General features: G+C 55.5%; 13 protein-coding genes. 3 read left to right on the forward strand and 10 right to left on the reverse strand.

Annotated elements, in window-relative coordinates:
- Window positions 1-67 precede the first annotated feature (67 nt).
- On the forward strand, window positions 68-1,798 hold the full coding sequence (gene dld / locus ACLJRS_RS07050) for a D-lactate dehydrogenase (RefSeq protein ID WP_000095234.1): 1,731 nt from the start codon (window positions 68-70) through the stop codon (window positions 1,796-1,798).
- A 58-nt stretch (window positions 1,799-1,856) separates the two neighbouring features.
- Here dld and pbpG read toward each other — a convergent pair whose 3' ends face one another.
- Together pbpG and ACLJRS_RS07060 are read right to left on the reverse strand one after the other, a co-directional pair.
- Window positions 1,857-2,804, reverse strand: coding sequence for a D-alanyl-D-alanine endopeptidase (gene pbpG / locus ACLJRS_RS07055; protein WP_000911555.1), 948 nt, complete (start codon window positions 2,802-2,804; stop codon window positions 1,857-1,859).
- A gap of 165 nt (window positions 2,805-2,969) precedes the next feature.
- Window positions 2,970-3,557 (reverse strand): Yip1 family protein, encoded by a 588-nt coding sequence (locus ACLJRS_RS07060; protein WP_001017057.1) that lies wholly within the window; start codon window positions 3,555-3,557, stop codon window positions 2,970-2,972.
- A gap of 158 nt (window positions 3,558-3,715) precedes the next feature.
- Between ACLJRS_RS07060 and ACLJRS_RS07065 the strand changes: the two genes are divergently transcribed.
- The gene (locus tag ACLJRS_RS07065) at window positions 3,716-4,285 is read left to right on the forward strand and encodes a DedA family protein (protein ID WP_001523476.1); all 570 of its coding nucleotides are present in this window, start codon (window positions 3,716-3,718) and stop codon (window positions 4,283-4,285) included.
- A gap of 47 nt (window positions 4,286-4,332) precedes the next feature.
- Here ACLJRS_RS07065 and ACLJRS_RS07070 read toward each other — a convergent pair whose 3' ends face one another.
- Together ACLJRS_RS07070 and mdtQ are read right to left on the reverse strand one after the other, a co-directional pair.
- Window positions 4,333-5,094, reverse strand: a complete 762-nt coding sequence (locus ACLJRS_RS07070; protein WP_000169608.1) for an SDR family oxidoreductase — start codon at window positions 5,092-5,094, stop codon at window positions 4,333-4,335.
- A gap of 65 nt (window positions 5,095-5,159) precedes the next feature.
- The gene (gene mdtQ / locus ACLJRS_RS07075; protein ID WP_001081457.1) at window positions 5,160-6,596 is read right to left on the reverse strand and encodes a multidrug resistance outer membrane protein MdtQ; all 1,437 of its coding nucleotides are present in this window, start codon (window positions 6,594-6,596) and stop codon (window positions 5,160-5,162) included.
- A gap of 317 nt (window positions 6,597-6,913) precedes the next feature.
- On the opposite strand from mdtQ, the gene yohP reads away from it, so the two are divergent.
- Window positions 6,914-6,997 carry a small membrane protein YohP gene (gene yohP, locus ACLJRS_RS07080; RefSeq protein ID WP_000698460.1) on the forward strand — a complete coding sequence of 28 codons (84 nt, stop codon included), beginning with the start codon at window positions 6,914-6,916 and terminating at the stop codon, window positions 6,995-6,997.
- A gap of 57 nt (window positions 6,998-7,054) precedes the next feature.
- On the opposite strand, the gene dusC is transcribed toward yohP, so the two are convergent.
- From dusC to ACLJRS_RS07110, 6 genes are all read right to left on the reverse strand, one after another.
- Window positions 7,055-7,993, reverse strand: coding sequence for a tRNA dihydrouridine(16) synthase DusC (gene dusC / locus ACLJRS_RS07085; RefSeq protein ID WP_001264840.1), 939 nt, complete (start codon window positions 7,991-7,993; stop codon window positions 7,055-7,057).
- Window positions 7,994-8,101: 108 nt separating this feature from the next.
- Complete coding sequence (locus ACLJRS_RS07090) at window positions 8,102-9,295, reverse strand: 3-hydroxybenzoate 6-monooxygenase (protein ID WP_000150103.1); 1,194 nt, start codon at window positions 9,293-9,295, stop codon at window positions 8,102-8,104.
- Window positions 9,296-9,309: 14 nt separating this feature from the next.
- Window positions 9,310-9,954: a maleylacetoacetate isomerase gene (gene maiA / locus ACLJRS_RS07095; RefSeq protein ID WP_000781185.1), complete on the reverse strand. Its 645-nt coding sequence runs from the start codon at window positions 9,952-9,954 to the stop codon at window positions 9,310-9,312.
- A gap of 8 nt (window positions 9,955-9,962) precedes the next feature.
- Window positions 9,963-10,664: a fumarylacetoacetate hydrolase family protein gene (locus ACLJRS_RS07100; RefSeq protein WP_000170621.1), complete on the reverse strand. Its 702-nt coding sequence runs from the start codon at window positions 10,662-10,664 to the stop codon at window positions 9,963-9,965.
- 15 nt (window positions 10,665-10,679) lie between these two features.
- The gene (gene gtdA / locus ACLJRS_RS07105; protein ID WP_001289853.1) at window positions 10,680-11,717 is read right to left on the reverse strand and encodes a gentisate 1,2-dioxygenase; all 1,038 of its coding nucleotides are present in this window, start codon (window positions 11,715-11,717) and stop codon (window positions 10,680-10,682) included.
- An 11-nt stretch (window positions 11,718-11,728) separates the two neighbouring features.
- On the reverse strand, window positions 11,729-13,087 hold the full coding sequence (locus ACLJRS_RS07110; protein ID WP_000194218.1) for an MFS transporter: 1,359 nt from the start codon (window positions 13,085-13,087) through the stop codon (window positions 11,729-11,731).
- Window positions 13,088-13,177: the final 90 nt, after the last annotated feature.

Raw genomic sequence — 13,177 nt, forward strand, 5'->3', positions numbered from 1 at the left:
AAAGCGTATTGTCATACAAAGCGCTATGCTTAACGCTGATATTTTGTCCCACCACAAGGAGTGGAGAATGTCTTCCATAACAATGACTGATAATAAAACGTTCCTGAATGAGCTGGCCCGCCTGGTAGGCCATTCTCACCTGCTGACAGACCCCGCCAAAACCGCCCGCTATCGCAAGGGTTTCCGTTCCGGTCAGGGCGACGCGCTGGCCGTTGTTTTCCCGGGTTCATTACTGGAACTGTGGCGTGTGCTCAACGCCTGCGTTAACGCTGACAAAATTATTCTGATGCAGGCCGCCAACACCGGTCTGACGGAAGGCTCCACGCCGAACGGCAACGACTACGATCGCGATATTGTGATTATCAGCACCCAGCGGCTGGATAAGCTGCACTTACTGGATAACGGCCAACAGGTTCTGGCCTGGCCCGGTACGACGCTCTATGCGCTGGAAAAAGCGCTTAAACCGCTGGGCCGTGAACCGCACTCGGTGATTGGTTCGTCGTGTATCGGCGCGTCGGTCATCGGCGGCATCTGTAATAACTCCGGCGGCTCGCTGGTGCAGCGCGGCCCGGCCTATACCGAGATGTCGCTCTTTGCCCGTATTGACGAGCAAGGCAAACTGCAACTGGTCAATCATCTGGGTATCGATCTTGGGCATACGCCGGAGCAGATCCTGAGCAAGCTGGATGACGAACGGATTAAAGATGAGGATGTGCGCCACGATGGTCGTCATGCGCACGATCACGACTACGTGACGCGGGTACGAGATATCAACGCCGATACGCCCGCCCGCTATAACGCCGACCCGGACCGTTTGTTTGAATCTTCCGGCTGCGCCGGAAAACTGGCGGTTTTTGCCGTTCGCCTTGATACCTTTGCAGCGGAAAAAAATCAGCAGGTTTTTTATATCGGCACCAATCAGCCCGCGGTACTGACTGAAATCCGTCGGCATATTCTGGCGAACTTCGACAATCTGCCAGTGGCGGGAGAATATATGCATCGCGATATCTACGATATTGCGGAGCAGTACGGTAAAGATACCTTTCTGATGATCGATAAACTCGGCACCGACAAGATGCCATTCTTTTTCACGCTAAAAGGCCGAACCGATGCGATGCTGGAAAAAGTAAAATTTTTCCGACCGCATTTCACCGACCGCGCGATGCAGAAATTCGGCCACCTGTTTCCCAGCCATCTGCCACCGCGAATGAAAAACTGGCGCGATAAATATGAGCATCATCTGCTGTTAAAAATGGCGGGAGACGGCGTCGCAGAAGCGCAACGCTGGCTGAATGAATTTTTTAAATCCGCTGAGGGCGGTTTCTTTACCTGTACGCCGGAAGAAGGCAGCAAAGCCTTCCTGCACCGCTTCGCCGCTGCTGGCGCAGCGATTCGTTACCAGGCCGTACACGCTGATGAAGTGGAAGATATCCTGGCGCTGGATATCGCTCTGCGCCGCAACGATACCGACTGGTTCGAGCATCTGCCGCCGGAAATCGACAGCCAACTGGTACATAAACTCTATTACGGTCACTTTATGTGCCACGTTTTTCATCAGGACTATATCGTGAAGAAAGGCGTCGACGTCCACGCGCTGAAAGCGCAAATGCTGGAGCTGTTGCAGGCGCGCGGGGCACAATACCCGGCGGAGCACAACGTTGGACATCTGTATAAAGCGCCGGAAACGCTGACGCGTTTTTATCGGCAAAATGACCCAACCAACAGTATGAACCCCGGTATCGGCAAAACGAGTAAGCGGAAATTCTGGCAGGAAAATACGCCCGACGAAACGCATTAACACCGAGTGGTTTACCGTGAATGCCCGGCGGCGCGATGCCTGCCGGGCCTGCGGCGACTTAATCGTTCTGTGCGGTTTGCGCTCCGGCGCTGGCGCTGGCTGCCGCCATTTGCGCGGCTTTTTGCTTTTTATAGCTCAGCGCGGCAGCCGGAACGGGCATGACTTTACCGGTTTCAATCCATGTACGCAGGCGACTGGCGTCCGCAAAGTGGGTATATTTGCCGAACGCGTCCATGACCACCAGCGCGACCGGTTTGTTATTGATCACGGTACGCATCACCAGGCAATGCCCCGCCGCATTGGTAAAGCCGGTTTTCGTTAACTGGATATTCCAGTTATCACGATAGACCAAATGGTTGGTATTGCGAAACGGCAGCGTATACGCAGGATGCGAGAATGTCGCCATATCTTCGCGCGTGGTGCTTAGCTGGCCAATCAGCGGGTATTGCTTCGTGGCAATCAGCAATTTTGTTAAATCCCGCGCGGTCGAGACGTTATGAATCGACAGCCCCGTCGGCTCAACGAAGCGGGTATGCGTCATGCCCAGCGCTTTCGCCTTCGCATTCATTGCTTTAATAAACGCGTTATAACCGCCAGGATAATAGTGCGCCAGGCTTGCCGCCGCACGGTTTTCGGATGACATCAACGCCAGCAGCAACATATTTTTGCGGCTAATTTCGCTGTTCAGGCGCACGCGGGAGTAAACCCCTTTCATTTCCGGCGTCTGGCTGATATCGACCTTCAGTATTTCATCCAGCGGCAATCGCGCGTCGAGCACGACCATCGCTGTCATTAATTTGGTTATCGAGGCAATCGGACGCACCAGATCCGGGTGGTTCGAATAGATCACTTTATTGGTGTTGAGATCAACAATCATTGCGCTACCGGAGGCAATCTCAGGTTGAGACGCCGCGGTTGTCGCTGCCGTTTTCGCCACAGCCTGCGGGGCAAAAGGAACGGCCAACATCAGAGCAAGGCTCAGGAATGAAGCTCGGAATTTCAGCATGATGAGATTTCTGATAATGATTCACGCGCGTCGTAACGCACACCGCCTGAGCTAAGATTATACTCAAGCTAGCAGTGGCATCATAGCGGCACGCCAGCGTTGCCGCTACAGAAGAATCGTCAGCAAATGCTGCATTGCTGGCTTTTGCGCCAGCCCTTTTTCGCATCAGAACAGGCGGTAGCCGTATCCCCACAGGATCACGGTGATCGCCAGTAGCACCTCCAGGACCAGTACGCCGATAGCGAGCGTCGAACTGGAGAAGCTTAATCCTTCCTCTCTATTAATGTTAAGGAAAGTCGGAATACCCAAATACAACAAATAGCCGGTGTAAAAAAGCGCGACAGCGCCGACCAAAGCGCATAGCCATACCAGGGGATAGAGCGCCACCAGACCACTTAAAAACAGCGGCGTCGCGACATAGCCGGCAAAAACCATACAGCGCGCAAGCGATGGCCGTTGCGGATAGTTTCGCGCCATCCACCAGATGACGCGTCCCATCACCGCGACGCCCGCCAGCATCACGCCGTAGAACAAGACCGCCAGCGCAAAAGCGGTAAACAGCGAGAGTTGTAACACGTTGCCGTCGCCAAAATTCCAGCCGATTTGCGTCGTGCCGATAAAGGCGCAGACGACGGGAATCGCCGCCATCAGCAAAACATGGTGCGTATAGTGATGCGAAACGGTTTCGTTTTCGCTTTTGATCACCTGCATTTCCCGATCGGGATGGGAAAAAAGCCCCCATACATGGTTCATACTGCCCCCTTCTGCTGCCTCAGATGCCAGTATGTTCAAGTATAATTCAGTTTCTGGTTATTTTATGAGCAATGGCAAAATAGTCTCCGGCAAAACGTCGGCTTTGCCGCGCACGCCTCTTGCCAGGGTGTATGCTTAATGCCGGAGGTGGTTTACGCATGGATATCAACACGCTTATTACGCATTATGGCTATGCGGCGCTGGTTATCGGCAGTATGGCCGAAGGTGAAACCGTTACCCTGTTGGGGGGCGTCGCGGCGCATCAGGGATTACTCAAGTTTCCGCTGGTGGCGGCGGCCGTCGCGCTGGGAGGGATGATGGGCGATCAGCTACTTTACCTGTTAGGACGATGCTATGGCGGGAAGATCCTGCGTCGTTTCCCGCGTTATCATACGAAGATTCGTCGCGCGCAGAAAATGATCCAACGCCATCCGTATCTGTTTGTGATCGGCACGCGTTTTATGTATGGCTTCCGGGTGGTTGGCCCGCTGCTGATTGGCGCCAGCCGCCTGCCGCCTAAAATTTTTCTGCCGCTGAATATTGTAGGCGCGCTGATCTGGGCGCTGCTGTTTACCACGCTGGGATATCTTGGCGGCGAGGTGATCGCGCCATGGCTGCACGACCTCGATCAGCATCTCAGGCACGGAGTCTGGCTGATTCTGGCCATCGTCCTGGTGGTGGGCGTGCGCTGGTGGCTGAAAAGACGCGGCAAAGCGGAGGCCCGTTAAACCCGATGGTATCCGGATGGCATAACGCCGCCATCCGGCCCCGGCGTTTATTTTGCGTTGAATTGCGGATTCGCCAGCATAAACCCGCCGTCGACAATCAGCGACTGACCGGTGGTATAGCTTGCGCCTTCCGAACACAGCCAGGCGACGAGGCTGGCTATTTCATGCGTAGAACCCGGTCGGGCGATAGGGATCGAGGGTTCCGATCCCGGCTCAATGTCGCTGTCATCCATATCATTCATCGGCGTGGCGATAGCGCCTGGCGCGACGGCGTTGACCAAAATATGATGCTCAATCAGTTCCAGCGCCATGGATTTAGTCAATCCCCCCAACGCATGTTTCGCCGCGGTATAGGCGCTGGCTTGCGGAAGCGGCGTATGCTCATGGACGGAGGTGATGTTGATAATGCGCCCTCCCTCTCCTTGTTTAATCATATGCCGGGCGGCGATCTGCGCGCAGAGAAACGCGCCATCGACGTCCACGGTAAAAATTTGCCGCCACTGCGTAAACGGCATATCAATAAACGCGGATTTGGTCATCGCCCCGGCATTATTGACCAGCACGTCAACGCGCCCCAGGCGCTGAATAAGATGTTCAATGGCCTGCGCGCCCTCGGGTAACTGGCTCAGGTCAAGATGAATGGTCTCTGCCCGCACACCAAACTGCGCCGCTTTTTTTGCCGTCTCCTGCGCGCCGCGTTCATCGGAATGCCAGGTGATACCAATATCAAAACCGTTTTGTGCTAATAACAACGCACACGCTTTGCCAATTCCCGAATCTGATGCCGTTACAATTGCGACTTTGGTCATATTCCTCTCCGGATGAATCATACACAGCCTAAGTATAGGAACCCTGTCTGAATCATCCGGAAAAATCAGGAATGATAACCGCCGCCCAGCGCGCTGGTAAGCTGAATAGAGGCATCCAGCCACTGGCCCTGCAACAGCAAGCCGTTACACTGCTCGCGCAGTGCCGGGATTTTGGCCTCGCTCACGCGGGAACCCGCAATAATACCGGCATTAAAGCGCGCTTGCGCCAGACCGACCACACGCTGCGCGTCATGCTCAATCTGCTGCTGATGCTGATTTTTCTGCGCCAGCGTCTCTACCTGACTGGCGGCGCGCGCCACATCATTAACCGCATCTACCACCGCTTTGTTGTAGTTGGCGATAGAAAGGTTGCTTTGCGCTTTGGCGATATCGAGGTTGGCATTCAGCCTGCCGCTGTCGAAAATCGGCAGCGTCAGCCCGCCGGTAATGCCATATTGCTGTGCGGAATGGCGGAACAGATCGCTCAGATGTAACGCATCCTGCTGTAAAAAAGCCATCAGATTGATATCGGGATAAAACGCGGCCTTCGCGGCGTCAATGCTGCTCAACGAGGATTCAATGTACCAGTGCGCGGCCTGTAGATCCGCCCGGCGCGCCAGCAACGAATAGCCCAGTTGCGACGGTAACTGGCTTTCAACGGCGGGGAGACTCACCTGACGCAGCTTGAGCGCCGCCGATTGCGTATTGGTTAACGCGCTGAGCCGCGCTTCAATAACCTTCATTTTACCGTTAACGTCATTCAACTGCTGCTGGGTTTTGCTGGCGTCGATATCGGTCTCGACCCCTTCAACAGAAGAAGTAATGCCGTGTTGATACAGCTCCCGGTTTACCGTCACCACGTTTTGCTGCTCATGCTCGATTTGCATCAGCACATTTTTCAGCGCCGCCTGCGTCTGCCACTCCCAGTAGAGTCGCGCCACGCCGCTTGCCAGCAATTGTCGGGTCTGCTCCTGCTCCGCTTCGCGCGCTTTGACCGCCCCGATCCGCGCAGTAACTTCAGCGCGGTTTTTCCCCCATAAATCCAGATCCCAGCCCGCCGTCAGGCCGAATGTACCGTTGGTATACCACGGCCCGGTCGTTCCCGCCGCAGGGTCGGTAATCGCGAATGGCCCCATCAGCCCTTCCGCGGACATTCGCTGGCGCTCAATGTCGGCAGAAAAGTCGAGCTGCGGGCCGTCCTGCGCCTCAACCGCTTTCGCCTGCGCTTCCGCCAGTTGAATACGCTGTTCAGCCACCTGCATATCCGGCGAATGCTGTATGGCATTATCAATCAGCGCGTCAAGCTGCGCATCGTGATACGCCTTCCACCACTGGCTATCCGGCCAACCGTTTTTCAATGCCGCCGGCAGGCTGGAATCAACATGAGAAGAGGGCGTCTGCTGGGTCAGCGACTGGCGGGTATCGTGCATAGGGGCGCAGCCCGCCAGCAAAATAAAAAGCGGTAAGCTCGCTGTCGCGGCAAGGAAAGAATTACGATTCATGGAGGTGTTCTGATAAAAAAAGGTGCGCAGAGAGTACGTCTTACGGCGATCTATTTTTTAGTTACGCGTGGCAATACATCATCAGACAACAAAAGACATATTTTGAAATTTATATGATTAGCAAATAATTTCATCTGATACATTTTTTGATGTAATGATTCAATGTAAAGCCCCATTAACCCGTTAATAAATGAACGATTTTGCTGCAATACGCGCCAGCAGCCTTCATGAGTTAAACGTCGCCGCGCCCAACAAAGCAGCAGATGGCTTAATACTTTCCTATACTTTGTTTGTATTTACCAATAAAGGGACAAACAATGAAAATTCTTCTATGGGCAATCTTAATTATTTTTCTGATTGGGTTGTTGGTGGTAACGGGCGTGTTTAAGATGATTTTCTGATTCCTGCGCCGGGCAGCGATAATGTCTGCCCGGCACACGTTCTGGACGCTGTAGAGATTAGGTTTTAATAGCCTGAATCGCCCGCGCAATCTCGGATGAACGGTTTAACGCCCGAATCGACTGAAAGAGTTCCGTCGCCTCAATATATTCCTTACGTAAATATCCCAACCACTGTTTAATACGCGCGACATGATATAAACCGGTATCGCCCTGCTTTTCCAGTCGGGTATATTTTTGTAATAACGTCACCACTTCCGGCCACGGCATACGCGGCTCGTTATACTTCACCACCCGGCTCAGGTTAGGAATATTTAACGCCCCACGGCCGATCATCACCGCATCGCAGCCGCTGGTCGCCATACATGCCTGCGCGCTCTGCCAGTCCCAGATTTCGCCATTAGCGATAACCGGAATAGTCAGACGCTGGCGTATTTCGCCGATCGCCTGCCAGTCGATATGCTCGGCGCGGTAGCCCTGCGCTTTGGTACGACCATGCACCACCAGTTCACTGGCGCCAGCCTGCTGCACCGCATCGGCGATTTCAAATTTTCTATCGCCGCTATCCCAGCCGAGACGCACTTTTACCGTCACCGGCAGATGCGACGGTACCGCGGCCCGCATCGCTTTCGCGCCCTGATAGATGAGTTCGGGATCTTTGAGCAATGTCGCGCCGCCGCCGCTGCCGTTCACCACTTTTGACGGACAGCCGCAGTTCAGGTCCACGCCATACGATCCCAACGCCGTCGCCCGCGCGGCGTTTTCCGCCAGCCACTGCGGATGCTGGCCCAGAAGCTGAATACGCACCGGCGTACCGGACGGCGTGCGGCTGGCGTGATGCAACTCCGGGCAGATGCGATGAAACACTTTTACCGGCAGCAGCTGATCCACCACGCGCACAAATTCGGTGATGCAGAGATCGTAATCATTCACTTCGGTCAGCAGCTCGCGCACTAACGCGTCGAGCACGCCTTCCATCGGCGCCAGTAAAACACGCATATCGGTATCCACAGCAAAAAAAGAGGCGCTATCATAACGCCTCTCTGCGATGAGCAAAACTTTTTGCCGGGTGGCGGCGCAAACGCTACGCTACGTCACGTAAGGCGCTCAACGCGGCTCAAGACAGTTATCTTCTTTCCAGCCGTACAGCCATTCGATACCGCGATAAAACGCCTCCTGCGATTTCCCTTTCCACAACAGATTACGCACCTGACGCTCCACCCCGGCGGCGTGATAGAGACGCCCCATCTCGCGGGTAGACCAGACGATACGCGCCGTGCGGGGAATACGCACCGACTCATACAGCGCAAATGCCTGCTGCGCGTCGCCGTCGCAGCGTTCCAGCGCTTTGCCTAGCGTGACGGCGTCTTCCAGCGCCATACAGGCGCCCTGGGCCATATATTGCGCCACCGGATGCGCGGCGTCGCCCACCAGAGTGATACGCTCGGTTCCCCATTTCGCGACCGGCTCGCGATCGGCGGTCGACCAGCGGCGCCAGGAGGTCGGCTTATCCAGCATCTGGCGCGGGCGGGGATGAATGCCGGCAAAATAAGAGAGCACCTCTTCTTTACTGCCGTCTTTCACGCCCCACTCTTCTTGCTGGCGGCTGTGGAATGTCACCACCAGATTGTACTGTTGACCTCCGCGTAGCGGATAATGGACCAGGTGACAATGCGGGCCTGCCCACAGCACCGGCGCATTAATACGTAAATCGTCCGGCATATCGTCGCAATCAATCACCGCCCGATAGACTACATGCCCCGTTACGCGCGGCGCGTCGCCGAGTAAACTTTGCCGCACGACCGATTTAACGCCGTCGCAGCCCACGAGAATATCCGCCGTCCAGCTATTTCCCTGCTCATCAAACACCGTAACGTCATCCGGCGTCTGGCGGATATCGACAATATGGGTCGAGGTACGATACTCCACGCCAGGGTGCGTCAGCACCGCTTCCCATACCGTTGCATGAATATCTACCCGGTGAATTACCGCATACGGCCCGCCAAAATGGTCGCGGAACGCCTGTCCGGTTTCAATGCATACCACTTCTTCGGCATTCACGGCATCCATCATGGTAATGTGATCGGTAAACACCGCACGCTGGCGGGCAACATCGCCCACACCGAGACTATCCAGCGCCGAAAAAGCGTTCGGCCCAAGCTGAATACCCGCGCCAATCTCGCCAATTTCGTGCGCTTTTTCCAACAGCATGACTTTTATTCCCTGGCGCGCCAGCGACAGCGCGGTCGCCGCGCCGCCGATTCCGCCACCTACAATAATTGCGCTTGTCACGTGAGTCATGGTCATTCTCCTTTTCAGGCCGGGATTTTATCTTGTTGATTTTCCGGCGCGGCGGCAATAAACGCCGGTAGCTGTACGCAGGCGTCATAAACGGCTTGACAGCGCGGATAGCCTGATAAATCGCAGCCCATCCTGAGCGCATTCGCCCACTGAGGAATCAGGCAGCAGTCCGCAAGGCCTGGCGCGTCGCCCACGCAGAATCGTCCGGACTGACTTTTACGCAATAGCTGCTCTACCGCGCTTAACCCTTGCTGTATCCAGTGGGCGTACCAGCGTTTTTTATCCTCTTCGCTAACCTTCAGCTCATCGGTCAGGTAGCGCAACACGCGCATGTTATTGATTGGGTGTATATCGCAGGCGATAGCGTAGACAATTTCCAGCGCCTGGCTGCGCGCCGGGTCGCTCGTCGGCAGCAGCGGCGTTTGCGGAAAATGTCGGTCCAGCCAGTCGACGATGGCCAGCGATTGCCCCAACGATTCGCCGTCATCAGTGACCAGCGTCGGCACCAGGCCTACCGGATTCATCCGTCGGTAGGCCAGCGCATTCTGCTGGCCGATACGAATATTGACGCCCACCGTCTGGTAATCAATCCCCTTTAACGCCAGCGCAATACGTACACGATAAGACGCCGAACTATTAAAGAAACTGTACAGCTTCATCGTTCACCTCAGACAATTTTCACAGCAATCGGCGTCAGACCTTCTACGTTCCCGGTGATGACATCCCCTTTCACCACTGCGCCCACCCCCTCTGGCGTACCGGTGAAAATCAAATCGCCTGGCTGCAATTCAAAGAAGCCGGACAAATAGCTGATGGTTTCATTCACCGACCAAATCAGATGACGAATATCGCTGCGCTGATGGTCTTCGCCGTTAACCTGTAGCCAAATAGGGGCGTTATCCACATTATGCGTTTCAGCGGCTTTGTGTAATGGCGCAATGGGCGCGGAGAGATCGAACGCTTTGCCGATTTCCCACGGGCGTCCCATCTGACGCATTTCCATCTGACGATCGCGACGCGTCATGTCCAGACCGGTGGCGTATCCCCAGACATATTCATGGGCTTTTTCCAGCGGAATATCGCTCCCTTTTTTACCAATCGCCACCACCAGCTCAATTTCATAATGGTAGTTATCAGTCTGCGCCGGATACGGCAGTTCCAGGGTATCCCCCGCCGCTACCGGGACGACAGCGTCCGCTGGTTTACAAAAGAAGAACGGCGGTTCGCGGTCGGGATCAAAGCCCATTTCACGGGCATGGGCGGCATAGTTGCGACCCACGCAGTAAACGCGACGTACCGGAAACTGCTCATCACTGCCCGCCACGGGTACTGTTACCGGAGCCTGCGGCTGGAATACATATTTGGTCATGTTCTCTCTCCCTAATTAATAACGTGCTTCGCGGAACAGCCCCAGGGCTTCCTGAACCGGCTTGTCCGAAAAACTGAATAACACTGTGTCTTCGCTGCTGCGAAACGACACCTCATGCCAGGTCGGCGCCACAAAAATGTCTTTTGCGGAAAAATGAAAAGTTTCGTTGCCGATAGTGACCAGTCCTGCCCCTTCAACGACGTGGTAGATAGTGCTGTCGGTGCTCCGCGCCACACGCGAGGCAAAGCCTTTTGGCAACAGTTGCAGGAACGCGCCCATCGACGGCATCGGATAACCGCCGGTGACGGGATTAACGTAACGCAGCTTGTAACCTTCCCACTCATCCGGATCGCCCATACGGGTCAGATCGTGCAACGCCTCGCGACTGCGGTCGTAACGGTAGTTGAAAATCGGCGACGAGTTCCCGCGCTGGTGGCGCAGCGGCAGCATATTCGCTGCATAGCGCGGCAGATAATCGCCCTCTTTTCGCGTCACCGGCTGCTGATCTTCGGGATAGTCTTCCGCAAAACCACAGCCCAGGAGATTGACTAACGGCAGATCCAGACCATCCAGCCATACCACCGGCTCTGATCCCGGATTACCATGATCGTGCCAGCGCCACTGCGGCGTCAGGATAAAATCGCCGGTATGCATTGGCGTGCGCTCGCCGTCCACCGCGGTAAATGCGCCTTTACCTTCGACGATAAAACGCAGCGCCGACTGGTTATGGCGATGACTCGGCGCGACTTCGCCGGGCAGGATCAGCTGTAAACCAGCGTATAAGGTCGCCGTAATCGACGACTGACCGCGCAATGCCGGATTTTCCAGCACCAGCACCCGGCGGATCGCCTCTTTCGCGCCAATGACATTGCCGCTTTCCATCAGTAGCGGACGAATTTCCTGATAATTCCAGTAGGCCGGCGCGCAGTTGGCGTTTGGCGTCTGCGGTACCAGGTGATGTAACGACTCCCACAGCGGCGTCAGATTCTGCCCGGAAATATGCTGGTAATACTGTTGACGGCTATCTTTTACGTTCTGATTTATTTCAGACATGGAGATTCTCCTTATTCGTTTACGACGCTGGCACGCGGCAGGTCGTCAGGTACAGAAATCGAAAGGCGGACAACCACCGTCAGCAGGGTAAGCATTACCGCGCTGATAGCCGCCGGAATAGCAATGACAAAAAACAACGTATCGAAAGAGAAATTGAGGGCCATCATCATGCCGCCGGAGAGCGAACCGACAATCGCCCCGCAGCGTCCAATGGCGTTCGACCAGCTCACGCCCGTCGCCCGGCTTTGGGTGGGGTACAGCGTCGCCGTCAGAGCATTAAGCCCTACCTGGGAACCGCTAATACCGATGCCGGTACCAAAAATCGCCAGCGCCATCAGCCAAAGGCCGTTTTCGCTCAGGCCTATCATGACAATGCAAACTGCGCCCAGCGCATAGCTCACCGCCAGTACCCGGAACGGGTTAAGCCGGTCCATCAACACGCCGAGTAACAGCGCGCCAAGCGTGCCGCCAACCTGGAATGCGGCAGTCACCCACGACGCCTGTTGCAGATCAATACCGCGATGGTTAAGTAACGTCGGCATCCAGCTGGAAAGCAGATAGATAATGAGCAGGCTCATAAAGAACACCACCCATAACATCAGGGTAATGACAAGCTGTCGCCCGGCAAAAAGCTGGCGAATACTGCCTTTGGCGATGGCTGCCGTCTCATGCAGAAAGAATTGCGTATCGTGATAGCGCTCGCCGGTAATGGCGCTGACCGTCCGGGCGACAACGGCTTGCGGTAGTTGGCGGCGTACCTGCCAGCGGGGAGATTCCGGCAGCGCGAACAGCAGGCCGAAAAACAGCATCAAAGGCAAGATGCCGCCTAGCGCCAGAATTCCGTGCCAGCCAATCAGCGGCACCAGTTGCGCGCTCACAATCCCGCCCATCGCCGACCCCAGGGTAAAACCGCAGAACATCAGCGTGACCAGCGCTCCGCGTCGACGAGCGGGAAGGTATTCCGACGTCATGGTGATGGTATTCGGCATCGCTCCGCCCAGTCCCAGACCGGTTAAGAAGCGCAGCAACACCAGGGTTTCTATATCCGGCGAGAAAGCGGAAAGCAGGCTCAATGCGCCGAATAGCGCCACGCAAAGCTCAATGACCCGCTTGCGGCCAAAGCGATCCGCCAGCGGCCCGCATAGCAGCGCGCCGGCCGTAAGCCCCAGCAGCCCTGCGCCAAACAGCGGCGCAAGTTCGCTGGCGCTTAGCTGCCAGTGAGTACGAATATCCGGGGCGATGAAGCCAATCGCGGCGGTGTCGAAACCGTCGAGCATAACCACCAGAAAACAGCAGATGATAACGCGCCACTGCATTTTGCCGACGGGCGCGGCATCAATAAGGGCTTGTAGATCACGTCGTTGAGTCATAGCTAATGCCTCAGTGCAGGGAGATAGATGTTGTTTTTATGTTTGCTATGTTACGAGTTTGTAGAGTGAGCGATAAAATGTACAATGGCT

This window comes from Salmonella sp. SAL00670 (assembly GCF_046552235.1).
Taxonomy (GTDB): Bacteria; Pseudomonadota; Gammaproteobacteria; order Enterobacterales; family Enterobacteriaceae; genus Salmonella; species Salmonella enterica.